The organism is Mesorhizobium sp. P2_D5, from assembly GCF_056404355.1.
The window spans coordinates 758,211-780,787 of record NZ_JBFUEE010000003.1; the positions used below are offsets into that span (position 1 = coordinate 758,211).

At 64.1% G+C, this 22,577-nt stretch carries 20 protein-coding genes and 1 other RNA gene; 20 read left to right on the forward strand and 1 reads right to left on the reverse strand.

Annotated features, from left to right (window positions below):
• Window positions 1-206 precede the first annotated feature (206 nt).
• From AC1DYW_RS16935 to AC1DYW_RS16950, 4 genes are all read left to right on the forward strand, one after another.
• Window positions 207-887 (forward strand): lytic transglycosylase domain-containing protein, encoded by a 681-nt coding sequence (locus tag AC1DYW_RS16935; RefSeq protein ID WP_477226981.1) that lies wholly within the window; start codon window positions 207-209, stop codon window positions 885-887.
• Between the two features lie 80 nt (window positions 888-967).
• Window positions 968-1,367, forward strand: an RNA gene (gene rnpB, locus AC1DYW_RS16940) — RNase P RNA component class A.
• Window positions 1,368-1,537: 170 nt separating this feature from the next.
• Window positions 1,538-1,813 carry a type II toxin-antitoxin system ParD family antitoxin gene (locus AC1DYW_RS16945; protein WP_136618205.1) on the forward strand — a complete coding sequence of 92 codons (276 nt, stop codon included), beginning with the start codon at window positions 1,538-1,540 and terminating at the stop codon, window positions 1,811-1,813.
• Window positions 1,810-2,100: a type II toxin-antitoxin system RelE/ParE family toxin gene (locus AC1DYW_RS16950; protein ID WP_477226982.1), complete on the forward strand. Its 291-nt coding sequence runs from the start codon at window positions 1,810-1,812 to the stop codon at window positions 2,098-2,100. The genes AC1DYW_RS16945 and AC1DYW_RS16950 overlap by 4 nt, the downstream gene beginning before the upstream one ends.
• A 22-nt stretch (window positions 2,101-2,122) precedes the next feature.
• Here the strand turns inward: AC1DYW_RS16950 and AC1DYW_RS16955 are convergent, their stop codons facing one another.
• A complete protein-coding gene (locus tag AC1DYW_RS16955; RefSeq protein ID WP_477226983.1) occupies window positions 2,123-3,238 on the reverse strand; it encodes a cystathionine gamma-lyase in 1,116 nt (371 codons plus the stop codon).
• Between the two features lie 409 nt (window positions 3,239-3,647).
• Here AC1DYW_RS16955 and mraZ point away from each other — a divergent pair, with 409 nt between their 5' ends.
• The 16 genes from mraZ (at window position 3,648) to ftsZ (ending at window position 22,508) form a co-directional block, all read left to right on the forward strand.
• Window positions 3,648-4,106: a division/cell wall cluster transcriptional repressor MraZ gene (gene mraZ / locus AC1DYW_RS16960; protein ID WP_477226984.1), complete on the forward strand. Its 459-nt coding sequence runs from the start codon at window positions 3,648-3,650 to the stop codon at window positions 4,104-4,106.
• Window positions 4,103-5,119: a 16S rRNA (cytosine(1402)-N(4))-methyltransferase RsmH gene (rsmH, locus tag AC1DYW_RS16965; RefSeq protein ID WP_477226985.1), complete on the forward strand. Its 1,017-nt coding sequence runs from the start codon at window positions 4,103-4,105 to the stop codon at window positions 5,117-5,119. The genes mraZ and rsmH overlap by 4 nt, the downstream gene beginning before the upstream one ends.
• A 4-nt stretch (window positions 5,120-5,123) precedes the next feature.
• Window positions 5,124-5,519 (forward strand): cell division protein FtsL, encoded by a 396-nt coding sequence (gene ftsL / locus AC1DYW_RS16970; RefSeq protein ID WP_477226986.1) that lies wholly within the window; start codon window positions 5,124-5,126, stop codon window positions 5,517-5,519.
• A complete protein-coding gene (locus tag AC1DYW_RS16975; protein WP_477226987.1) occupies window positions 5,516-7,225 on the forward strand; it encodes a peptidoglycan D,D-transpeptidase FtsI family protein in 1,710 nt (569 codons plus the stop codon). Before ftsL ends, AC1DYW_RS16975 begins: the two co-directional genes overlap by 4 nt.
• Window positions 7,226-7,278: 53 nt before the next feature.
• A complete protein-coding gene (locus AC1DYW_RS16980; RefSeq protein WP_457150342.1) occupies window positions 7,279-8,727 on the forward strand; it encodes a UDP-N-acetylmuramoyl-L-alanyl-D-glutamate--2,6-diaminopimelate ligase in 1,449 nt (482 codons plus the stop codon).
• Entirely contained in the window at window positions 8,724-10,154 is a 1,431-nt protein-coding gene (locus tag AC1DYW_RS16985; protein ID WP_457150341.1) for a UDP-N-acetylmuramoylalanyl-D-glutamyl-2,6-diaminopimelate--D-alanyl-D-alanine ligase, read from the forward strand. The genes AC1DYW_RS16980 and AC1DYW_RS16985 overlap by 4 nt, the downstream gene beginning before the upstream one ends.
• 19 nt (window positions 10,155-10,173) lie before the next feature.
• Window positions 10,174-11,256, forward strand: a complete 1,083-nt coding sequence (gene mraY, locus AC1DYW_RS16990; RefSeq protein ID WP_023765130.1) for a phospho-N-acetylmuramoyl-pentapeptide-transferase — start codon at window positions 10,174-10,176, stop codon at window positions 11,254-11,256.
• Window positions 11,257-11,264: 8 nt separating this feature from the next.
• Window positions 11,265-12,665 (forward strand): UDP-N-acetylmuramoyl-L-alanine--D-glutamate ligase, encoded by a 1,401-nt coding sequence (gene murD / locus AC1DYW_RS16995; protein ID WP_477226988.1) that lies wholly within the window; start codon window positions 11,265-11,267, stop codon window positions 12,663-12,665.
• Window positions 12,665-13,816: a putative lipid II flippase FtsW gene (gene ftsW / locus AC1DYW_RS17000; RefSeq protein ID WP_095086935.1), complete on the forward strand. Its 1,152-nt coding sequence runs from the start codon at window positions 12,665-12,667 to the stop codon at window positions 13,814-13,816. The genes murD and ftsW overlap by 1 nt, the downstream gene beginning before the upstream one ends.
• Window position 13,817: 1 nt before the next feature.
• A complete protein-coding gene (gene murG, locus AC1DYW_RS17005; protein ID WP_477226989.1) occupies window positions 13,818-14,945 on the forward strand; it encodes an undecaprenyldiphospho-muramoylpentapeptide beta-N-acetylglucosaminyltransferase in 1,128 nt (375 codons plus the stop codon).
• A complete protein-coding gene (gene murC, locus AC1DYW_RS17010; RefSeq protein WP_477226990.1) occupies window positions 14,942-16,348 on the forward strand; it encodes a UDP-N-acetylmuramate--L-alanine ligase in 1,407 nt (468 codons plus the stop codon). The genes murG and murC overlap by 4 nt, the downstream gene beginning before the upstream one ends.
• A complete protein-coding gene (murB, locus tag AC1DYW_RS17015; protein WP_477226991.1) occupies window positions 16,345-17,310 on the forward strand; it encodes a UDP-N-acetylmuramate dehydrogenase in 966 nt (321 codons plus the stop codon). Before murC ends, murB begins: the two co-directional genes overlap by 4 nt.
• Before the next feature lie 301 nt (window positions 17,311-17,611).
• Complete coding sequence (locus AC1DYW_RS17020; RefSeq protein WP_477226992.1) at window positions 17,612-18,538, forward strand: D-alanine--D-alanine ligase; 927 nt, start codon at window positions 17,612-17,614, stop codon at window positions 18,536-18,538.
• Window positions 18,526-19,467: a cell division protein FtsQ/DivIB gene (locus tag AC1DYW_RS17025; RefSeq protein WP_477226993.1), complete on the forward strand. Its 942-nt coding sequence runs from the start codon at window positions 18,526-18,528 to the stop codon at window positions 19,465-19,467. Before AC1DYW_RS17020 ends, AC1DYW_RS17025 begins: the two co-directional genes overlap by 13 nt.
• Entirely contained in the window at window positions 19,464-20,771 is a 1,308-nt protein-coding gene (gene ftsA / locus AC1DYW_RS17030) for a cell division protein FtsA (RefSeq protein WP_095086953.1), read from the forward strand. Before AC1DYW_RS17025 ends, ftsA begins: the two co-directional genes overlap by 4 nt.
• A 66-nt stretch (window positions 20,772-20,837) precedes the next feature.
• Window positions 20,838-22,508, forward strand: coding sequence for a cell division protein FtsZ (gene ftsZ, locus AC1DYW_RS17035; RefSeq protein WP_457153750.1), 1,671 nt, complete (start codon window positions 20,838-20,840; stop codon window positions 22,506-22,508).
• The last annotated feature ends 69 nt before the right edge of the window (window positions 22,509-22,577 follow it).

Genomic DNA, 22,577 nt, shown 5'->3' on the forward strand with positions numbered 1-22,577 from the left:
GGGGGAAGCTGTTCCCAAGGTACTCATTCCAGTCCTTAAGTTACAAGCTGTCACTCAAAGTGACTTGCCTGGCCTTGTTTGGCACCAATTCGAGCTTCAAACGGCTGGCGTGCAAGTTGTCGGATCCCCAGCCCCCCGGATGTTCCGATATTGATTAAGCGTTGCTGCGTGAACACCTTCACGCGGTTCAGACAGAACAGGATCACATGCAGAAATTGACCGTTTTAACGGCAGCTGTTGCTGCCGGCGTAATGACTTTTGCCTTCGGTGCCGCGAATGCCAGCCCTCGGGCTGATCAAGGGCTCGTCGCGGTATCCGCAAAACCCAGCAAGGCAGGCCAAGACGCCAAGGCCACGAAGCGGTCTCCCGTGAAAATGGAAAAGGCAAGTTTTGCCAAGCCGAAGAAATCCGCCAAGAGGCAGACGAAGCGCGGCCGCAAGACCTTGGACATGGCGACAACGGCGTCGATCGGCCTCAGGAACGCGGCTGAGTCGACGGCAGCAGTAGCCGGCGGCGGTCAGTATTCGGCGATCGTCGCGCGCTATGCTGCGAGCTACGGCGTACCGGTTTCGCTCGCTCATGCAGTCATCAGCATCGAGAGCAACTACCGGCCGAACATGGTCGGCAGCGCCGGCGAGATCGGCCTGATGCAGATCAAGCCGGCTACGGCGCGGATGATGGGCTACAACGGTTCGGCAAAGGGCCTCTTCGACCCCGACACCAACATCAAATACGGCATGAAGTACCTCGCCATGGCGCAGGACCTCGGCGGCGGCACCACCTGCGGCACGATCCTGAAATATAACGCCGGCCACGCCGCGACGCGGATGAACCCGGTGTCGGCCGCCTATTGCAGCAAGGTCAAGGTGCAGATGGCGGCGCTTTAGCCGACTGGTTGCGTGGAGCCGGCCGGAGCGGCCGGCTTTTTCGTTTGCGTTTTCGAGCGTGAACCCCTTTATACGCCTTGCCAGCTGGCCGGGCGGCCGCACCCGCAACAGCCGAAAGGCCGCGGGTGAGGAAAGTCCGGGCTCCATGGAGACACGGTGCCGGTTAATGGCCGGCGGGGGCGACCCCAGGGAAAGTGCCACAGAAAGCAAACCGCCACGATCTAATCGTGGCAAGGGTGAAAGGGTGGGGTAAGAGCCCACCGCGCGACTGGCAACAGGAGCGGCACGGTAAACCCCACCGGGAGCAAGACCGAATAGGGGCGGTGCGAGGGGAAACCCTCGAGGGCTGTTTCCGGCTCACCGTCCGGGTAGGTTGCGTGAGGCGCATGGCAACATGCGCCCAAGATGAATGGCCGCCACGTTCTCGCCTCGCAAGGGGCGAGGGCCATACAGAACCCGGCTTACAGGCCAGCTGGCAATTCTCTCCACGACATCGAAAAGAAGTCTTTGAGATCAGCAGGTTGCGCCCTCGGGCGCGCCTGCCGATTCAAGCTATTCAGCTACTTGCCGTCGCAGCGGGAGCCTACCAGTTGCTTGAAGTTGGTGCGATTAAATCGTACCACAGGCCAGAATGGCATCAGGAGCCTATCATGGGACAGGTCGATAAACGCAGCATTACGCTTTCGCCGGAACTGGCGCAGGCGGTGGACGATGTGGTCGCAGCCGGCGAATACGCTTCGGCGAGCGAGGTGATCCGCGATGCGCTCAGGCAATGGAAGGACCGGCGCGATCTGCATGGCTACACGGTCGAGGAGTTGCGCAAGCTGGTCCAGGAGGGGATCGACAGCGGGCCGGGACGATTTGCATCGATGGATGAAATCAAGGCTGAGGCGCGGAGACGCTTGCGATCTGACGACGCAGCATGAATTTGCTGCCCATCGTTCGGAACGCACGCACGGAAGACGACCTGATCGCAATCTGGCTTCATATTGCACGCGATAGCGAGGTTGCGGCCGACCGGTTACTCGATCGCATCGAGGCACGGTGGCAGCAACTGGCTACCTATCCCTTCTCAGGCGCGCCGCGCGACGATATCTCGCCCAGCATCCGTCATTTGGTGGTCGGCGACTACCTCACTCTGTACCGGGTCGGTGGCGGGGGCGATCGAAATCATCCGGGTGCTGCACGGCAAACGCAGGATCGAAGCCGATGACCTCGGTTCGTGATCGCCCCGGTCAGCCGCTGATCTTGTCCAGCGACGCCTCGATCGCCTTCCAGAGCTCTTCCACCGGCTCACAACCGACCGAGAGGCGAACGAAACCGGCGGCAACCGCATCGCCTCTCTTAGATCGGCGTTCGGCGGAGCTATGGACGCCGCCAAAGGATGTTGCGGCCTGCATCAGATCGCAGTTGTTGATGAAATCCTCGGCCTTGTCTTCAGAGGCAAGCTCGAAGGAGATGAGAAAGCCGAAGCGCTCCATCTGGGCTCGGGCAAGGTTGTGCGACGGGTCGCTCTCCAGTCCGGGAAAACGCAGGCCGCTGATTGCCGGGTGGCCCTTCAGCCGCCGTGCGATCACTTCCGCCGAAGAGCACATGCGGTCGAAGCGCACATCCAGCGTTTCGAGGCCGCGATGCACCAGCCATGCCTCGAACGGTCCGGGAATGCTGCCGGAGATTTCTCGCCAGCCGGTCACGGCGGCGATGATATCGGCATTGCGGCTGGCGACATGGCCGAACAGAACGTCGGAATGGCCATTGGGTGCCTTGGTGTCGGCGGCAACGACGATATCTGCGCCATGGTCGAGCGGGCGCTGTCCGAAGGGCGTCATCGTCGTGTTGTCGACGGCAAGGAGCGCGCCGGCCATTTGAGCGGCTTTTGCGACGGCCGCGATATCGCAGATGTCCAGTCCCGGGTTGGCTGGCGTTTCGACGAAGGCAAGGCGGTAACCTTCGAAGCCACCGTCGAGGAAGGTCGATGTCGGCCTCATATCGTAGGTGACGCCAAACGGCTTCAGGAAGCGGTCGGCCAGGGCCCTTGTCGTGTGGTAGCCGTCCGCAGGCAGCAGGATACGGTCGCCGGCTTTAAGCAGGCCGAAAAACAACGAACAGATTGCAGCCATCCCGGACGGAAAGGCGACGCAGGGCGCACCTTCCAGATGCGCCAGCATGTGCTCGACCGCATCCCAGGTCGGGTTGCTGAAGCGGCCATACTCATCGAAACCGTTGGCGTCGCCGGGCGTGTGATAGATCGCGGCCATGGTCAGCGGCAGCGGGATCGGATCACCCTTGGCGAACCCCCTGTCGCGAAGATGGGGAAGTGCCGCAGCGCGTGCGTTCGCTGTTTCAGACATCGATTCTCAGACCCTCTTGGTGACCGACGAGATGCGGCGAGACGCTATGCCGGGCGGTGGCTCGCGGCAAGGCGCGTCCGGTTGGGCCAGGCGGGTCTAAACGCTTCGTTAGGCTTAATGGACCATAAAGACGAGACGTGCCGTCAAGGCTGCTCTCATTGGTCGCGGCGCGCGTGTTTGTGAAGCCATTCCCGTTGACGCCCATAGTGCCCCATGATATCCCATTTCGATACTCAAGCCTTCGTTCCGCGTCAGGGTAAAGCGTACGCCAATCGGGCAGCCGCGGCGGCTGTGCGTTTGCCGGTTTTTGCCCTTATGGACGAGGCTGACACGGGGCAGGGAGCGCGCTGCGGCGGCGCGTGCGGCAAGATGGAGAGGGGTGCGGCGGCGCAAGCGGCTGTGACGTTCAATGGACCGGTTTCTGTCAAACACGGTGAGCAGGATCGATGCGAAGGGGCGAGTTTCCGTTCCGGCGCATTTCCGTGCCGTCGTGCAGAAGCGCGGCTATTCGGAACTCTATGGGTTGCGCTGCCTCGACCAGCCGGCGATGGATGTCGGCGGGCTCGACCTGCTCGACCGCTACGAAGAGCGCATCGCACTCGAAGATCCCTTCCTGCAGACAGCGGACGACATGTCGTTCTTCTGCCATGGCGATGGTACCTTCCTGAAGCTCGACCAGGACGGCCGCATCACGATGAGCGATTTCATTCGCGAGCATACCGGCATTTCGGCGGAGGTGGCCTTTGTCGGGCGCGGCAATTTCTTTCAGATCTGGGAGCCGGGACGGCTAGCTGCCTATGGGGCGCAGGCGCGTGCCCGGCTTTTGCAGCTTCGGCAGGGGACGAAGCCTGGGGAGCGACTGGAATGACGGTGGGCCACGGCGATGACCTTCACGCCGTTGGCGGATCGGCCCGCCACATTCCGGTCCTCCTTGGCGAAGTGCTCGAAGCGCTGGCGCCAGCGGAGGGCGACATCATCATCGACGGCACGTTCGGCGCCGGCGGCTACACCAAGGCCATTCTGGCGACGGGCGCTTCCGTCGTGGCGATCGACCGCGATCCGGATGCCATCGCCGCCGGGCGCGATCTCGAGGCGCAATCCGGCGGCCGATTGAGGTTGGTGCAGGCGCCGTTCTCGACGCTGGACGAGCATGTCGAGAGCGCCGACGGTGTCGTGCTCGACATCGGAGTGTCCTCGATGCAGCTCGACCAGGCCGAACGCGGGTTCTCGTTCCGTGCCGACGGGCCGCTCGACATGCGCATGGCGCAAGCGGGCCTGAGCGCCGCCGATGTCGTCAATTCCTTCAAGCCGGGCGATCTCGCGCGCATCTTCGGCTTCCTCGGCGAGGAGCGTCACGCCGGCCGTATTGCCCGCATGATCGAGGCTCGCCGCGAAAAGCGGCCATTCGAGCGCACGCTGGAACTGGCCGACGCCATCGAGACACATGTCGGCCGCGCACCAAAGGACAAGATCCATCCGGCCACGCGCGTCTTCCAGGCGTTGCGCATCTTCGTCAATGACGAGCTTGGCGAACTGGCGAAGGCCTTGTTGGCCGCCGAACGCGCGCTGAAGCCGGGCGGGAGGCTCGCCGTGGTGACGTTCCATTCGCTGGAAGACCGCATCGTCAAGCGCTTCATCGCCGATCGCGCCGACGCCGTGACCGGCTCGCGCCATATGCCAGAGGCGCAGGCGCGCACCGCGACCTTCCGCAAGGCGGGCGGCGGCGTGACTGCCGGCGATGCCGAGGTCGCGGTCAATCCGCGCGCCCGTTCGGCCCGGCTTCGCGCGGCCATCCGCACCGAGGCACCGGCCCGCAACAGCGACTTTTCGATTTTCGGCCTTCCAAAACTTCCCGGCATCGACCGGCCGGGAGAGAGGTAAGCACGTGTTTCGTACCAGCGACATCGTCCTGATCGCCGTCATGGTTTCGGCGGCGGCCCTAACCTACAAGACCAAGCGCGAGGCCGAGGAACAATTGGCAGCGGTGCAGAAGATCCATGAGCAGATCCGCTATGAGGAGGACACGATCGACCTGCTCAAGGCCGACTGGAGCCTGCTCACCCAGCCGTCGCGGCTGCAGAAGCTGGCCGACCTCTACAAGTCGCAGCTCGAACTCCAGCCGGTCAGCGCCCGCCAGATCGTCGGTATCGGCGACCTGCCGGCCAAAGCCCTGGACATTCAGGACATCCTCAAAGGACGCGAGGGCGGCATGGCCGACAATTCCGACATGGCGTCCCCGGACGGCAAGGATCCCGTTGTGACCGGAGGCATCGCCCAATGATCGGCAAACTGCTGAAGCGCAGCACCAAGGCCGGTGAAGGCGGATCGATCGTGGTCGAGGGCGCCCGCAAGGCGACCGGCGGCAAGGGCAGGACGCGTATCGTGATGACGATGGCGGTGTTCTTCGGCATCTTCGCGACCATTTCCGGGCGGCTGGTCTATCTCGGCTTCCAGACCCCCGACATGTCGGGCGGCCCGCAGAGCCGGGTGACGGCATCGCGGCCCGACATTGTCGATCGCAACGGCGAAGTGCTGGCGACGGACATCAAGACGGCCTCGCTGTTTGCCGAACCGCGGCGCATCGTCGATGCCGACGAGGCGATCGAGAAGTTGTCGACGGTGCTGCCCGAGATCGACTACGAGCAGACCTACCACAAGCTCAAAAGCGGCGCCGGCTTCGTCTGGCTGCAGCGGCAGCTGACGCCCAAGCAGCAGTCCGACATCATGCAGCTCGGTATTCCCGGTTTCGGCTTCCGCACCGAAAAGCGCCGCTTCTATCCGAGCGGCGAGACCTCGTCCTACGTTGTCGGGCTCACCAACATCGACAACCAGGGCATCTCCGGCATGGAGAAATATGTCGATGAGCAGGGCTTGAGCGACTTGCAGGCATCGGGCCTGGCGGTGGCCAAGGATCTGAAGCCGGTGAGGCTTTCGATCGATCTGCGCGTCCAGCATGTGGTGCGCGACGAGATCGCCGCCGGCCTGGAGCGCTATCGCGCCATGGGCGCTGGCGCCGTTGTGCTCAACGTCAAGACCGGCGAAGTGGTGGCGATGGCCTCGGTGCCGGATTTCGATCCGAACAATCCTTACAATGCACAGGAAAAGGACCGGCTGAATCGGATGTCGGCGGGGCTCTATGAGATGGGCTCGACCTTCAAGAGCTTCACCTCGGCCATGGCGCTCGATTCCGGCAAGGCGACGATGGCGAGCCGCTTCGACGCTTCGCATCCGATCCGGGTCGGCCATCAGGCCATTCACGATTTCCACGGCAAGAACCGTGTGCTGTCATTGCCGGAGGTGTTCCTCTATTCGTCCAACATCGGGTCGGCCAGGGAGGCCGAGATGGTCGGCATCGAGGGGCACCGCGAATTCCTGCATCGCCTTGGAATCTTGGACAAGATGCAGACCGAACTGCCGGAAGTCGCCCGTCCGACTGAACCGAAGGTCTGGAAACAGGTCAATTCGTTCACCATCGCGTTCGGCCATGGCGTGTCGACGACGCCGCTGCAAGCGGCTGTCGGCTGCGCGGCGCTGATGAATGGTGGCTTCCTAATGAATCCTACCTTCCTGGTCCGCACTCAGGAAGAAGCGATGGCGGTGGCCAAGAAGGTGGTCAGCGAAAAGACGGTCGATGGCATGCGCTACCTCTATACGCTCAACGCCGAGAAGGGCTCGGCCAGAAACGCCAGGGTCCCCGGCTACCGCGTTGGTGGCAAGACCGGAACAGCCGAGAAGGTCATCAATGGCCGCTACTCGAAGGAATTGAACTTCAATACCTTCGTCGCCGCTTTCCCGATGGACGATCCGCAATACCTCGTGTTTACGATCGCCGACGCCCCGCACCCGGAAAAGCCCGGCATGACCGACGTCGCGGCCGCGAATGCGGGGGTTATCGCCGGTAATATCATCAAGCGTTCAGCGGCCATGCTTGGCGTGAAGCCAGATTTCAGCCATGAAAATGGTGCAACGCTGGTTTCCTATCAGTGATTCTTGGGCGCGCCGGCAACTGCGCGCTATTTTGTTGTGGTGAACGGGACTCGATGAAGCTCAGAGATCTAGCCGGTATCCTGCCAGTCGAAGGAACAGCTTCCGCCGATCTGGAGGTTACCGGGATTTCGTCGGATTCCCGCCAGGTAAAGCCGGGCGTCGTCTTCTTCGCGCTCGCCGGTACCAAGGCGGATGGCGCCACCTATGCCGCCGACGCTGCCCGGCGTGGCGCCGCCGCAATCGTAGCAGGCAGCGCCATCGCCGGGTTGCCGGTTCCAGTGCTGGCGGTCGATGATCCGCGCCTGGCGCTGGCGCTAAGCGCGGCCCGCTATTTCGGCAAGCAGCCTGAGACCATGGTCGCGGTGACCGGCACCAGCGGCAAGACATCGGTCGCCGCCTTCACCAGGCAGATCTGGGAGCAGGCCGGCTATGCCGCCGCTTCGATCGGCACCACCGGCGTGGTGGCGCCGGGTCGCAACGAGTATGGCTCGTTGACGACACCCGATCCGGTCGCCTTGCACCAGCTGCTCAAGGAATTGGCGGATGCCGGCGTCACCCACGCATCGATGGAAGCCTCCAGCCATGGGCTCGACCAGCGCCGCCTCGACGGCGTCAAGCTGGCGGCAGGCGGCTTCACCAATCTCGGCCGCGACCATATGGACTATCATCCGACCGTCGAGGACTACCACCGCGCCAAATTGCGCCTGTTCGACACGTTGCTGCCGAAAGGCGCGCCGGCCGTCATTTTCGCCGACGATCCGTGGTCGGCGCCGACGATCCAGGCGGCGCAGGCTGCCGGGCTCGACGTGCTGACGGTTGGCCGCCATGGCGATTTCCTCAAGCTGAAGCGAGTCGAGCACGAGCGCCATCGCCAGCGCGCCGAGGTCGAGGCTGGCGGCGTGCTCTACGAGGTCGACCTGCCGCTCGCCGGCGATTTCCAGATATCGAACGCGCTGGTTTCCGCGGGGCTTGCCATTTCCACTGGAACACCTGTCGCCAAAGCCTTGCTGGCATTGGAGAAACTGAAGGGCGCGCCGGGCCGGCTCGACCTTGTTGGCACCACCACCAACGGCGCGCCGGTCTATGTCGACTACGCTCACAAGCCCGATGCGCTGGAAAACGTGCTGGCCTCGGTGCGCCCGTTCACCACCGGTCGCGTCATCGTCGTGTTCGGCTGTGGCGGCGACCGCGATCGCGGCAAGCGGCCGATCATGGGCGAGATCGCGACGCGGCTCGCCGATGTGGTCATCGTCACCGACGACAATCCGCGCTCGGAAGTGCCGGAAACGATCCGCGCCGCTATTCTTGCCGCCGCGCCAGACGCCATCGAAATCGGTGACCGGCGCCAGGCGATACACGAGGCGGTCGCTATGCTGCATGCCGGCGACACGCTGATCGTGGCCGGCAAGGGCCACGAGGAAGGCCAGACGATCGGCACTGAAACGCTGCATTTCTCAGATCATGAGGAAGTCCGCGCGGCGCTGCGGGAGCGTGCCGCATGAGCTTGCTGTGGACCTCCGAGGCACTGGTTGCCGGCATGGACGGGCGGCCGCTCGGGCCGATGCCGGAAGGCATATCCGGTATTTCGATCGACAGCCGCAGCCTGCAACCGGGCGACGCCTTCTTCGCCATCAAGGGCGAGGTGATGGATGGTCATGACTTCGCCACTGCCGCCATCAAGGCCGGCGCCGGCGTGCTGGTGGTGGCGGAAGGCAAGCTGCCGTCGCTCGGTCGGCTGACGGCACCGATCATCGTCGTCGAAGACGTGCTGGTGGCACTTGAGAAGCTTGGTGTCGCTGCGCGCGCTCGTTCCGAGGCCAAGATCATCGCTGTGACCGGTTCGGCCGGCAAGACCACCACAAAGGAAGCGCTGCGCCACGTGCTGTCGGCGGTCGGCAAGGTGCATGCCTCGGCGCAGTCCTTCAACAATCACTGGGGGGTGCCGCTGACGCTGGCGCGGATGCCGGTCGATTGCGACTATGCCGTGTTCGAAATCGGCATGAACCATCCCGACGAAATCCGGCCACTGGTCAAGATGGTGAGGCCGCATGTCGCCATCGTCACCATGATCGCGGCGGCGCATCTTGGCTTCTTCCGCAATCTCGATGAGATCGCCAGGGCCAAGGCCGAGATATTCGAAGGCCTGGAGCCTGACGGCGCAGCCGTCCTCAATCGCGACGATGGGCGCTGGAAGCTTCTGGACAAGATGGCGCATGCCGCCGGAGTCGAGCACGTGTACGGCTTCGGCGAGAATGCGCGCTCGACCTTCAGGCTGATCAAATGCGATCTCCATGCCGACCATTCCGACATCACCGCCAGGATCGGCGGCCACGAGGTGACGGCCCGGGTCGGTGCGCCCGGCCGCCACATGGTGCAGAACGTGCTGGCGGTGCTGGGTGCGGCGCATCTGGTCGGCGCCGATCTCGACAGAGCGGCGCTGGCGCTGGCCGATCTTTCGGCCGAGCGCGGCCGTGGCAAGCGCCATGTGCTGCGCCACCCCGGCGGGCCGATCACGCTGATCGACGAGAGTTACAACGCCAACCCGGCGTCGATGGGCGCCGCCATGGCGCTGCTCAATGCGACGCCGGTGACAGGCGAGGGCCGCCGCATCGCCGTGCTAGGCGACATGCTGGAACTCGGCGACCATTCGGCCAAGCTGCATGCCGCCCTTGCCGATCTCATCGTCGGCACCGGGACGCAGACGGTCTTTCTCGGCGGGCCGGAAATGCGGGCGCTGGCCGAGAGGCTGCCAGGCGAAATCGAGACGGAATACCGCGCCGGCGTCGAGGAACTGAAGCCGGTGCTGCTTGCCGCGCTGAAACCGGGCGACGTGGTGATGATCAAATCGTCGAAGGGCATCGGTTTTGCAAAACTGGTCGATGCGCTGCTGGGCAAGTTCCCGGCTCAAACGACAAGCAAACAGACCTAGGTCGGGGGACGATAAGCGCATGTTCACACTGCTCGTCGATTTTGCGGACAAGATCTCGGTCTTCAATGTCTTCCGCTACATCACCTTCCGCACCGGCGGGGCGCTGATCACGTCGGCACTCATCGTCTTCATCTTCGGACCGACCATCATCAATTCGCTGCGGTTGCGGCAAGGCAAGGGCCAGCCGATCCGCGCCGACGGCCCCCAGACGCATTTCAAGAAGGCCGGCACCCCGACCATGGGCGGGCTGATGATCCTGTCGGGCATCATCGGGTCGTCGCTGCTGTGGGCAAACCTGTCGAGCATCTATGTCTGGGTGGTGCTGCTGGTGACGCTGGGCTTCGGCTCGATCGGCTTCTACGACGACTATCTGAAGGTGACCAAACAGTCGCATCTCGGCTTTTCCGGCAAGGCACGGCTGGCGCTCGAATTCGTCATTGCCGGCATCGCCGCCTGGGTGATCATGCATAACGGCCAGGCGCCGTTCTCGTCGTCGCTGACATTCCCCTTCGCCAAGGAATTCATCATCAATCTCGGCTGGTTCTTCATCCCGTTCTCCTGCTTCGTCATCGTCGGCGCCGGCAATGCGGTGAACCTGACCGACGGCCTCGACGGGCTGGCGATCGTGCCGATCATGATCGCGGCGGCGTCCTTCGGCGTCATCGCCTATCTGTCCGGCAACGCCGTGTTCGCAGAATATCTGCAGATCCATTTCGTGCCCGGCACCGGCGAACTGGCGGTCGTGCTCGGCGCGGTCATCGGCGCCGGCCTCGGCTTCCTCTGGTTCAACGCGCCGCCGGCGGCGATCTTCATGGGCGACACCGGCTCGCTGGCCATGGGTGGCCTGATCGGCACGGTTGCCGTCGCCACCAAGCACGAAATCGTGCTGGTCATCGTCGGCGGATTGTTCGTCGTCGAAATCCTGTCGGTCATCATCCAGGTCGGCTACTTCAAGATGACCGGCAAGCGGGTGTTCCTGATGGCGCCGATCCACCATCATTTCGAAAAGCTCGGCTGGACCGAAAGCCAGGTGGTGATCCGATTCTGGATCATCGCCGTCATCCTGGCGCTGGTCGGCCTGTCCACCCTGAAGCTGAGATAGGAGGCCGCTTGATCCCCGCCGCATCCTTCGCAGGCAAGCGCGTTTCGCTCTTCGGGCTCGGTGGCTCGGGGATCGCGACGGCGCGCGCGCTGATCGCCGGCGGGGCGGACGTGCTGGCCTGGGACGACAACCCCGACAGCGTTGCCAAGGCGGCGGCGGACGGCATCGCAACCAGCGATTTGCGCGGCGCCGACTGGGCGAAGTTCTCGGCTTTCGTGCTGTCGCCGGGCGTGCCGCTGACGCATCCCAAGCCGCATTGGACGGTGGAACTGGCGCGTGGTGCCGGCGTCGAGATCATTGGCGACATCGAGCTTTTCTGCCGCGAACGGATGCTCGCCGCGCCGGCAGCGCCGTTCATCGCCATCACCGGCACCAACGGCAAGTCGACGACGACCGCATTGACCGCGCATATCCTCAAAGCGGCGGGTCGCGACACGCAGATGGGCGGCAATATCGGCCGCGCGGTGATGACGCTCGATCCGCCCGAGCCCAATCGGCATTATGTCGTCGAATGCTCGTCGTACCAGATCGATCTCGCGCCCTCGATCAACCCGACGGCCGGCATCCTGCTCAATTTGACGCCGGACCATCTCGATCGGCACGGCACCATGCAGCACTACGCCTCGATCAAGGAACGGCTGGTGGCCGGCAGCGAGACTGCGATCATCGGCATCGACGATTCCTGGTGCGCTCAGATTGCCGAGCGGCTGGAGCGGGCGGGGCGGCATGTCATCCGTATTTCCAAGCGGCTGCCGCTGACCGACGGCTATTTCGCCGACGGCGGCAACCTGATGGAGGCGGTGAACGGTCGCTACAGCCGCGTCGCTTTCCTCGAAGGCATCGGCTCGCTGCGCGGCCAGCACAATGCGCAGAACGCGTTGGCGGCGGTCGCTGCTTGCCTCAAGGTCGGGCTGGACCTCGGCGAAATCCAATCCGGACTGGAAAGTTTTCCCGGCCTTGCACACCGCATGGAGCAGGTCGGCCGCAAGGATCATGTGCTGTTCGTCAACGATTCCAAGGCGACCAATGCCGACGCGGCGGCACCGGCTTTGTCGAGCTTTCCGCGCATCTACTGGATCGCCGGCGGCCTGCCCAAGGAGGGCGGCATTGAGCCGCTGCGCGGCTTCTTCCCGCGCATCGCCAAGGCCTATCTGATCGGCGAGGCGGCGCCCGCCTTTTCGGCGACACTGGGCGAGGCCGTGCCCTACGAAATATCGGGCACGCTGGCCGCTGCGGTCGAACATGCCGCGCATGATGCGGCTCAAGACGATGCGAGCGAAGTGGTGGTTCTGTTGTCGCCGGCCTGCGCCAGTTTCGACCAGTTCAAGAATTTCGAAGTCCGCGGCGAAGCCTTCAGGCAAGCTGCGAATGCTATCGAGGGTGTGAAACCCATCGGAGGGGCACGATAATGCAGAGCCGTCTCGATAAAAGTCCGGTTGCGACCTGGTGGTGGACGATCGATCGCTGGTTCCTGGCGGCGTTCCTGTCGCTGATGGGGCTCGGCATCGTGCTGTCCTTTGCCGCCAGCCCGGCGGTGGCCGAACGCATCGGCCTCGACAGCTTCCATTTCGCCACCAGGCAGATCATCTTTACCGTTCCGGCGCTCGGCGTGATGCTGGCGGTGTCCTTCCTCGAATCCCGGCAGATCCGGCGCATGGCGTTGATCATGCTGTGCCTGATGCTGGTGCTGATGGTGGCGGTGCTCTACATCGGCGTCGAAGTGAAAGGCGCGCGCCGTTGGGTGTCGCTGGCCGGCCTGTCGATCCAGCCGTCGGAATTCCTCAAGCCCGCCTTCGTCATCATGTGCGCCTGGCTGTTTGCCGAGCACAAGCGCCAGCCCGACATTCCGGGCAATCTGTTTGCCATGCTGCTGCTGGCGCTGGTCGTCTCACTGCTGGTGGCGCAACCGGACCTCGGCCAGACGATGCTGGTGACCGGCACCTGGGGTGTGATGTTCTTCATGGCCGGGCTCCCATGGCTGTGGATCATCGCGCTTGGTGGCGCGGGCGTCGGCGGCGTATTTGCCGCCTATTCGGTGTTTCCGCACGTCGCCTTGCGCATCGACAAGTTCCTCACCGGCGAAGGCGACACGTTCCAAGTCGACATGGGCCGCGAGGCGCTGATCAATGGCGGCTGGTTCGGCGTCGGGCCGGGCGAGGGCACCGTCAAGCGGGTCATCCCGGACAGCCATGCCGACTTCGTCTTTTCGGTCGCCGGCGAGGAATTCGGGTTGATCATGTGCTTCTTCATCATGTCGATCTTCGCCTTCATCGTGCTGCGCGGCCTCAACACGGCGCTGAAGGAACATGACGACTTCACCCGCTATGCGGTCGGCGGCCTCGTCACGGTGTTCGGCCTGCAGGCCGTCATCAACATGTGCGTCAACCTGCAGCTCGTGCCGGCCAAGGGCATGACGCTGCCATTCATCTCCTATGGTGGCTCCTCGCAGATCGCCATCGCCATCTCGATGGGCATGGTGCTGGCGCTGACGCGCAAGCGGCCCGAAAAGCGCAAGCAGATGGGCTTTGCCTTGCCGCAACGCGCCTTGCCGGCGGAGTGATATGGCGAGAGGCGTCATCCTTCTCGCGGCAGGTGGAACCGGCGGGCATCTGTTTCCGGCCGAGGCGCTGGCGCATGAGCTGAACGAGCGCGGCTGGACGGTGCATCTGGCCACCGACGACCGCGCCGAGCGGTTCGCCGCCCATTTCCCGGCGGCCGCCATCCATCCGATCCAGTCGGCGACAATGGGCTCGAAGAATCCCATCGCCCTGCTTGGTGCCTTCTGGAAAATCTGGCGCGGTGTGCGCCAGGCCTCCGCGGTCATCGCCAGGATCAAGCCGGATGCGGTCGTCGGCTTTGGTGGCTACCCGACCTTGCCGCCGCTCTATGCGGCGACACGGCGCAAGGTGCCGACGCTGATCCATGAGCAGAACGCAGTGATGGGGCGCGCCAACCGGGCGCTGGCCGGGCGTGTCGACGCCATCGCCGGCGGCTTCCTGCCACAGGACGCCAGTGCCACCGGCGCCAAGACGGTGACGACAGGCAATCCGGTCCGGCCTCCCGTGCTGGAAGCGGCCAAGACGCCTTATGCGGCATCGACCGGGGAGCAGCCGTTCAGGCTGTTGGTGTTCGGCGGGAGCCAGGGTGCGCAGTTCTTTTCGGACGCGGTGCCGGCGGCCGTCGCGCTGCTTTCCGATACGCAACGCAAGCGGTTGCTGATCACGCAGCAGGCGCGCGCCGATGACGTGGCGCGGGTGAAGGCGGCCTATGCCGCACTTGGCGTCGCCGCCGAAGTCTCGCCCTTCTTCACCGACATGGCGCAACGCATAGCGGCGGCGCATCTGGTGGTGTCGCGCTCCGGCGCCTCGACCGTTTCGGAGATCGCCGTCATCGGCCGGCCGGCGCTGCTGGTGCCATATCCCTATGCGCTCGACCACGACCAGGCGGCGAACGCGGCGGCCCTTGCCGCCGCTGGCGGTGGCGAAGTGCACCCGCAATCCTCGCTTTCGCCCGAGCGCATCGCGGCCCTCATCGGTGGGCTGATGGACAGCCCCGAGCGGCTGGCGGCCATGGCGGCGGGAGCGAAATCGGCCGGCCGGCCCGACGCGGCACGGTTGCTCGCCGATCTTACAGAGGCTATTGCGTCCCAAAAAACCGTTTCAGACTTCAAGAAGGGGACGCACGTATGAAGATGCCGCAGACCATCGGCCTTGTGCATTTCATCGGTATTGGCGGCATCGGCATGAGCGGCATCGCCGAAGTGCTGCACAATCTCGGCTACAAGGTGCAGGGGTCCGATCAGGCCGACAGCGCCAATGTGCAGCGGCTGCGCGACAAGGGCATCGAATGCTTCGTCGGCCACCAGGCCGAAAATCTCGGCGATGCCGAGGTTGTCGTCGTCTCGACGGCGATCAAGAAAACAAACCCCGAACTGAAGGCCGCGCGCGAGAAGCTGCTGCCGATCGTGCGCCGCGCCGAGATGCTGGCCGAGCTGATGCGTTTTCGCCAGGCGGTGGCGATTGGCGGCACGCATGGCAAGACGACGACGACCTCGATGGTGGCGACGTTGCTCGAAGCCGGTGGGCTCGATCCGACGGTCATCAATGGCGGCATCATCAATGCCTATGGCACCAATGCGCGCATGGGCGATGGCGAATGGATGGTGGTCGAGGCCGACGAGAGCGACGGCACATTCCTCAAGCTGCCGGCCGAAATCGCCGTCGTCACCAACATCGATCCCGAGCACCTCGACCACTATGGCAGCTTCGACAAGGTGCGCGAGGCGTTCCGCCAGTTCGTCGAGAACGTGCCGTTCTACGGCTTCGGCGTGATGTGCACCGACCACCCGGAAGTGCAGGCCCTGGTCGGCCGCATCGAGGACCGCCGCGTCATCACCTATGGCGAGAACGCGCAGGCCGACGTGCGCTTCACCAACCACCGCATGGCGGGTGCCATTTCGGAGTTCGACGTGGTGATCCGCAACCGCAAGAGCGGTGGCCAGGCGACGATCGCCGGCCTGCGCCTGCCGATGCCCGGCCGCCACAACGTCTCCAACGCGACGGCGGCGATCGCTGTCGCGCATGAGCTTGGCCTGTCCGCCGAGGCGATCAAGAAGGGCCTGTCGTCCTTCGCCGGCGTCAAACGCCGCTTCACCCATACCGGTTCATGGAACGGCGTCGATGTGTTCGACGATTACGGCCATCATCCGGTCGAGATCTCGGCTGTGCTGAAGGCGGCGCGCAGCGCCACCAAGGGCCGCGTCATCGCCATTGCCCAGCCGCATCGCTTCACCCGGCTGCACGACCTGTTCAACGAGTTTTCCACCTGTTTCAACGACGCCGACACGGTGATCGTGGCGCCGGTCTACGCGGCCGGCGAAGAACCGATCGAAGGCGTGACCTCGGATGCGCTGGTGTCGCGCATCCGCGCCGGCGGCCATCGCGACGCACGCTACATCGAAGGTCCGGCAGCAATCGCGCCGATCATCCGCGATCTGGCCAAGCCCGGGGACTTCGTCGTCTTCCTCGGCGCCGGCAACATCACCCAATGGGCTTATGCGTTGCCCAAGGAGCTTGGCGGGACGGTCTCATGATGTATGGCCAGGCCCTGATCGACAGACTTGGTGATCGGCTTGCCGGCCTGCGTGGCCGCCTCACGCCGAATGCCGAGATGGACAAGATCACCTGGTTCCGCGCCGGTGGGCTGGCCGAAGTGCTGTTCCAGCCGGCCGACGAGGACGACCTGGCCGCGTTCCTCAAAGCCGTTCCCGAGGAAATACCGCTGACCGTCGTCGGCGTCGGCTCGAACCTTCTGGTTCGTGACGGCGGCATTCCGGGTTTTGTCATCCGGCTTTCGGCCAAAGGGTTTGGTGAGGCAGAAATTGTTTCGCCGACCACGATCAAGGCGGGCGCGGCCACGCCCGACAAGCGCGTTGCCGCCGTGGCGCTCGAAGGTGGTATTGGTGGCTTTCATTTCTATCACGGCATTCCGGGCGCCATCGGCGGCGCGCTGCGGATGAACGCCGGCGCCAACGGCGTCGAGACGCGCGAACGCGTCGTTGAGGTGCGTGCGCTCGACCGCAAGGGCAATGTGCAAACGCTGAGCAATGCCGACATGGGCTACGCCTACCGCCATTCGGCTGCACCTTCCGGGCTGATCTTCACCTCGGCTTTGTTCGAGGGGTTTGCCGAGGACAAGGCAGCGATCAAGGCGGCGATGGACGCGGTGCAGAACCATCGCGAGACCGTGCAGCCGATCCGCGAAAAGACCGGCGGCTCGACCTTCAAAAATCCCGAAAGCACGTCAGCCTGGAAGGAGATCGACAAGGCGGGCTGCCGCGGCCTGATGATCGGCGGTGCGCAGATGTCGCCGCTGCATTGCAACTTCATGATCAACACGGGAACCGCGACCGGCTACGACCTCGAATATCTCGGCGAGACGGTGCGAACGCGGGTGCTGGAGAATTCGGGCATCCGGCTGCAATGGGAAATCAAGCGCATCGGCAATTTCCGGCCGGGGCATGCCGTGCAGGAGTTTCTCGGGCAACTTCTATAGTGGGTGTTGAAGTTCACGTGATGCATGAACTTCAATGGGGCCGAAAATGGCTCGCGACCGTTGCCGCAAAGACTCAACCGGGCGGTTTTCGCATCCATTTTCTCAGAAAGTGAATCTCTCGGAATCGTAAGTACTTGCCAGTGAATCAACTCTCTGATTCTCTGCTCCAAAGCGTTTCCTGATTTGAGTCGTTCGACGCGTTCAGCGTTTTCCGTCTGGGGGGGCAGCCTGCCGGGAGACTCGGACTCAATGTTGCGGAAATCTTGGTTTTTGGTCCGCGGTGAGAGGGGATGACGGGGGAATGAAAAGCAAGCATGTGGCCGTCCTGCTGGGAGGTTTCTCGTCCGAGCGGCCCGTGTCCCTGTCCTCGGGAAAGGCTTGTGCCGATGAGCTCGAGAAGGAAGGCTACCAGGTCACGCGCGTCGATGTCGGGCGCGATGTCGGCTCGGTGCTTGCCGAACTCCGGCCGGATGTCGCCTTCAATGCGCTGCATGGTCCGTTTGGCGAGGATGGTACCATCCAGGGTATCCTCGAATATCTCGGTGTCCCCTATACGCATTCCGGCGTGCTCGCGTCGGCGCTGGCCATGAACAAGGAGCAGGCCAAGCGGGTTGCCAAATCGGTCGGTGTCCCTGTCGCCGAATCGAAGGTCGCCAGCCGCTTCGCCATCCAGAACAAGCACCCGATGAAGCCGCCCTACGTGGTCAAGCCCGTCAATGAGGGGTCGAGCTTCGGCGTCGTTATCGTGCATGAGGGGCAGTCGCATCCGCCGCAGGTCATCGGCTCGTCCGAATGGAAGTATGGCGATACCGTCATGGTCGAACGCTACATCCATGGCCGCGAGCTGACCTGCGCCGTAATGGGCGATGTCGCTCTGGGGGTCTGCGAGATCATCCCGACCGGCCATTCCTTCTACGACTATGATTCAAAATATGTCGCAGGGGGATCAAAGCACGAATGCCCCGCAAAAGTTTCACCGAATATTTACCAAAAAATACAAACACTGGCGCTCAAGGCTCATCAAGCGATCGGCTGTCGGGGCGTTTCCCGATCGGACTTCCGTTATGACGATCGGCATTCCGAAAACGGCGAGGTTGTCTGGCTCGAGGTCAACACCCAGCCGGGTATGACGCCGACGTCCTTGGTGCCTGAAATCGCCGCCCAGGCCGGGCACTCGTTTGGCGATTTGTTGAGTTGGATGGTGGAGGACGCTTCGTGTCTGCGTTGAAATGGGGACAAGGCAAGGGGAAGGGCGCGGCCGGGCCGGCGCTGTTCGGCTTGCCGTTGTCATCAGGCCATTTCGTGCTGCCGCGTGTGCTTCGCCGCCCGGTGCGTGTTCTTGCGCGCCTGGGCGTGGGTGAATTCCAGGCGCCGCGCTTCTCCGCGGCCATGATGTCTGCCGTGCTGCTTGTCTCGAGCAGTGCCTATGGCGCCTATCTCGGCGGCCATGTCGACGGCATCGTCCAAAGCGTCACTGCCCGCACCGGCTTTGCTGTCGATCAGGTCAGGGTGGTCGGCAATCGCCAGACCTCCGAGATCGACATTCTCGACAGGCTCGAGCTCGACGGCTGGACCTCGCTGATCGGTTTCGATGCCGAGGCCGCGCGCGAGCGCATTGCTACCTTGCCCTGGATCGAGGTCGCCGCGGTGCGCAAGGTCTATCCGCACACGCTGGAAGTGCGCGTCGAAGAGCGCGAGCCCTTCGCGCTCTGGCAGCAGGGCGATGAGCTCTCGGTTATCGAGAAGAATGGCGCCGTGATCGCGCCGTTCTCTGGCGGCAAGCAGGTGCTTCTGCCTTTGCTGATCGGCGTCGGTGCGCCGGCCAAGGCGCCGGACTTCCTGGTCAAGGTCGATAAATACCCCGAACTGGCGAGCCGGATCAAAGGCTATGTCCGCGTTGGCGAGCGGCGCTGGGACCTGAAGCTGGACAACGGCATCACCGTCAAGCTTCCCGAGGATGGCGAGGATCAGGCGATCGCCGAGCTCGTCAAGATGGACCAGGACAAGGGGCTGTTGTCGCGCGATATCGCCGCCGTCGACATGCGCCTGACGGACAGGCTGGTCGTGCAGTTGACACCCGAGGCGGCGACGCAGCGCGAAGCCGCCCTCAACGAAAAACCCAAAAGCCTGAAGCGCAAGCCGGAGACGAAAATATGAGCTGGCTTGGCGGTCATGGCGACGCCGCGTCGCGCCGGTCCGGCACCTTGACGGTGCTGGATGTCGGTTCGAGCAAGGTCTGCTGCATGGTGGCCAAGCTGAAGCCGAGCGATGACGGCAAGCTGTTGCGCGGCCGCTCGCACCGGATCCAGGTGATCGGCATCGGCCATCAGAAGTCGCAGGGCGTGAAGTCGGGTGTCGTCGTCGATCTCGATCGCGCCGAGCATGCCATTCGTCTTTCCGTCGATGCGGCCGAGCGCATGGCTGGGCTGACGGTCGATTCGCTGATCGTCAACATGACCGCCGGCCGGCTGAAGAGCGAAGCCTTCTCGGCCACCATCAACCTTGGCGGCCACGAGGCCGACGAGGCCGATATCAAGCGCGTTCTCGGCGCCGGCGCCAAGCAAGCACTGAAGGCCGAGCGCGAGGTGATCCATTCGCTCCCGGTCGGCTTTTCGCTCGATGCCGAGCGCGGCGTGCGCGATCCGCGCGGCATGGTCGGCGACGCACTTGGCGTCGACATGCATGTGCTGACGGGCGACGCCGCGCCGATGCGCAACCTGGAGCTTTCCATCAACCGGTCGCACCTGTCGGTCGAGCGCATGGTGGCGACGCCCTATGCCAGCGGGCTGGCCGCCCTGGTCGACGACGAGCTGGAAATGGGCGCCGCCTGCATCGACATGGGCGGCGGCACGACGACGATCTCGGTGTTTTCGGACGGCAAGTTCGTCCATGGCGACGCCATCGCAATCGGCGGCAACCATGTCACGCTGGACATGGCCAAGGGCCTGTCGACCTCACTCGACGCCGCCGAGCGACTGAAGGTGATGCATGGCTCGGCATTGCCGGGCAGCGCCGACGACCGGGACCTGGTCTCGATCCAACCGATCGGCGACGACGGCGACGTGCCGTTGCAGATCCCGCGCTCGGTGATGACGCGCATCGTGCGCGCCCGCATCGACGAGACGCTCGAACTGCTGCGCGACCGGCTGAACAAGTCCGGCTACGGCAATGCGGTGGGCAAGCGGGTCGTCTTGACCGGCGGCGCCAGCCAGCTTGCCGGCCTGCCGGAGGCGGCGCGCCGGATCCTCGGACGCAATGTGCGCATCGGCCGCCCGCTTGGCGTGGCCGGCCTGCCGGAAGCGGCAAAGGGACCGGCCTTCTCGGCTGCGGTGGGGCTTCTGATCTATCCGCAGATGGCGAGCTTCGAGAGCCATCCGGCGAAAGGAATTTCCGGTCTCAGAATGACCGGAACGGGTGGAAAACTGCATCGCATGAGTCAGTGGTTGAGAGACAGTTTCTAATTGACGGGGACAGCCCCATAGGCGGCCGCGGCGGCGAAGCGGCGTGAAAGGCAAAGGACGGAGACAATGACGATCAATCTGCAGAAGCCGGACATCACCGAGCTTAAGCCGCGGATCACCGTGTTCGGTGTTGGCGGCGGCGGCGGCAATGCCGTCAACAACATGATCACCGCCGGTCTGCGCGGTGTCGAGTTCGTGGTGGCCAATACCGACGCTCAGGCGCTGACCATGTCGAAGGCCGATCGACTGATCCAGCTCGGCGCGCATGTCACCGAAGGCCTTGGCGCCGGATCGCAGCCGGAAGTCGGCCGCGCGGCGGCGGAGGAATGCATCGACGAGATCATCGATCATCTGTCCAACACCCATATGTGCTTCGTCACCGCCGGCATGGGCGGCGGCACCGGCACGGGTGCGGCTCCAGTCGTGGCGCGTGCCGCACGCGAAAAGGGCATCCTCACCGTCGGCGTCGTCACCAAGCCGTTCCATTTCGAAGGCCAGCGCCGCATGAAGACCGCGGATTTTGGCATCGAAGAGCTGCAGAAATGCGTCGATACGCTGATCGTCATCCCCAACCAGAACTTGTTCCGGCTGGCCAATGACAAGACGACCTTCGCCGACGCCTTCGCCATGGCCGACCAGGTTCTCTATTCCGGTGTTGCCTGCATCACCGACCTGATGGTCAAGGAAGGCCTGATCAACCTCGACTTCGCCGACGTGCGCTCGGTCATGCGCGAGATGGGCAAGGCGATGATGGGCACCGGCGAGGCTTCGGGCGAGGGCCGCGCGATGGCCGCCGCTGAGGCTGCCATTGCCAACCCGCTGCTCGACGAGACCTCGATGAAGGGCGCCAAGGGCCTGCTGATCTCGATCACCGGCGGCCGCGACCTGACCCTGTTCGAGGTCGACGAAGCGGCGACCCGCATCCGCGAGGAAGTCGACCAGGATGCCAACATCATCCTCGGCGCCACCTTCGACGAAGAACTCGAAGGCGTCATCCGTGTCTCGGTGGTTGCCACCGGCATCGACAAGTCGGCGGCGGAAATCGCCGCAGCGCCGATCTCGATCCGCACCGCTCCGCAGAAGCCGGTCAGCCGCCCGGCCGTTGCCGCTGTGGAAAGCCGCCCCGCGCCGGTCCAGCAGGCAGCTTACGAACCGCGCGCCGTCGACCCGGTCGCCGAAGCCATCCAGTTGGCGGAAGCAAATGCAGCCGCGATGGCGCAGGCTCGTCCGGCTCCCGTTGCCCATGCGGAGGATTTCCGCCCGCAGAGCAAGATCTTCCAGGCACCGCCAGCACAGCCGATGCCGCAGCCCGTGGCACAGCCGGCCCCGCAGCCGCGCGAAATGCTGCGTGAAGCGCCTCAACCGGTTGCGATGGCGCCGCAGCGGATGCCGCGCGTCGAGGACTTTCCGCCGGTCGTCAAGGCCGAGGTGGATGCCAAGAACCGCCCGGCCGACCACGAGAACAGCAGCGGACCGATGGGCCTGCTGAAGCGCCTGACCAACGGCCTGACCCGTCGCGAGGAAGAGCCTGCACGGCTGCAGCCGGCGCAGCCGCGCGAACCCAAGCTGCGCCAGGCAGCGCCTGAGGTGCGCCGTCTTGCCAGCCAGGATGCGCAGCTCTACGCACCGCGCCGCGGTCAGCTCGACGAGCAGGGCCGCCTGACGCCGCAGGTGAGGGCGACTCAGGACGATGATCAGCTGGAGATTCCGGCGTTCCTGCGCCGCCAGGCCAACTGATCGGTAAACGGGCTTTAAGAATTGTTAACAGGCAAGCAAGAAATTGCTTGCCTGTTAACGTTTAAAATC

Excerpts from the sequence above, each read along its gene's own strand:
- AC1DYW_RS16935 (WP_477226981.1), top strand. The coding sequence starts at position 207 with ATGCAGAAATTGACCGTTTTAACGGCAGCTGTTGCTGCCGGCGTAATG.
- AC1DYW_RS16945 (WP_136618205.1), top strand. The coding sequence starts at position 1,538 with ATGGGACAGGTCGATAAACGCAGCATTACGCTTTCGCCGGAACTGGCG.
- AC1DYW_RS16950 (WP_477226982.1), top strand. The coding sequence starts at position 1,810 with ATGAATTTGCTGCCCATCGTTCGGAACGCACGCACGGAAGACGACCTG.
- AC1DYW_RS16955 (WP_477226983.1), bottom strand. The coding sequence starts at position 3,238 with ATGTCTGAAACAGCGAACGCACGCGCTGCGGCACTTCCCCATCTTCGC.
- mraZ (WP_477226984.1), top strand. The coding sequence starts at position 3,648 with ATGGACCGGTTTCTGTCAAACACGGTGAGCAGGATCGATGCGAAGGGG.
- rsmH (WP_477226985.1), top strand. The coding sequence starts at position 4,103 with ATGACGGTGGGCCACGGCGATGACCTTCACGCCGTTGGCGGATCGGCC.
- AC1DYW_RS16975 (WP_477226987.1), top strand. The coding sequence starts at position 5,516 with ATGATCGGCAAACTGCTGAAGCGCAGCACCAAGGCCGGTGAAGGCGGA.
- AC1DYW_RS16980 (WP_457150342.1), top strand. The coding sequence starts at position 7,279 with ATGAAGCTCAGAGATCTAGCCGGTATCCTGCCAGTCGAAGGAACAGCT.
- AC1DYW_RS16985 (WP_457150341.1), top strand. The coding sequence starts at position 8,724 with ATGAGCTTGCTGTGGACCTCCGAGGCACTGGTTGCCGGCATGGACGGG.
- mraY (WP_023765130.1), top strand. The coding sequence starts at position 10,174 with ATGTTCACACTGCTCGTCGATTTTGCGGACAAGATCTCGGTCTTCAAT.
- ftsW (WP_095086935.1), top strand. The coding sequence starts at position 12,665 with ATGCAGAGCCGTCTCGATAAAAGTCCGGTTGCGACCTGGTGGTGGACG.
- murG (WP_477226989.1), top strand. The coding sequence starts at position 13,818 with ATGGCGAGAGGCGTCATCCTTCTCGCGGCAGGTGGAACCGGCGGGCAT.
- murC (WP_477226990.1), top strand. The coding sequence starts at position 14,942 with ATGAAGATGCCGCAGACCATCGGCCTTGTGCATTTCATCGGTATTGGC.
- murB (WP_477226991.1), top strand. The coding sequence starts at position 16,345 with ATGATGTATGGCCAGGCCCTGATCGACAGACTTGGTGATCGGCTTGCC.
- AC1DYW_RS17020 (WP_477226992.1), top strand. The coding sequence starts at position 17,612 with ATGAAAAGCAAGCATGTGGCCGTCCTGCTGGGAGGTTTCTCGTCCGAG.
- ftsA (WP_095086953.1), top strand. The coding sequence starts at position 19,464 with ATGAGCTGGCTTGGCGGTCATGGCGACGCCGCGTCGCGCCGGTCCGGC.
- ftsZ (WP_457153750.1), top strand. The coding sequence starts at position 20,838 with ATGACGATCAATCTGCAGAAGCCGGACATCACCGAGCTTAAGCCGCGG.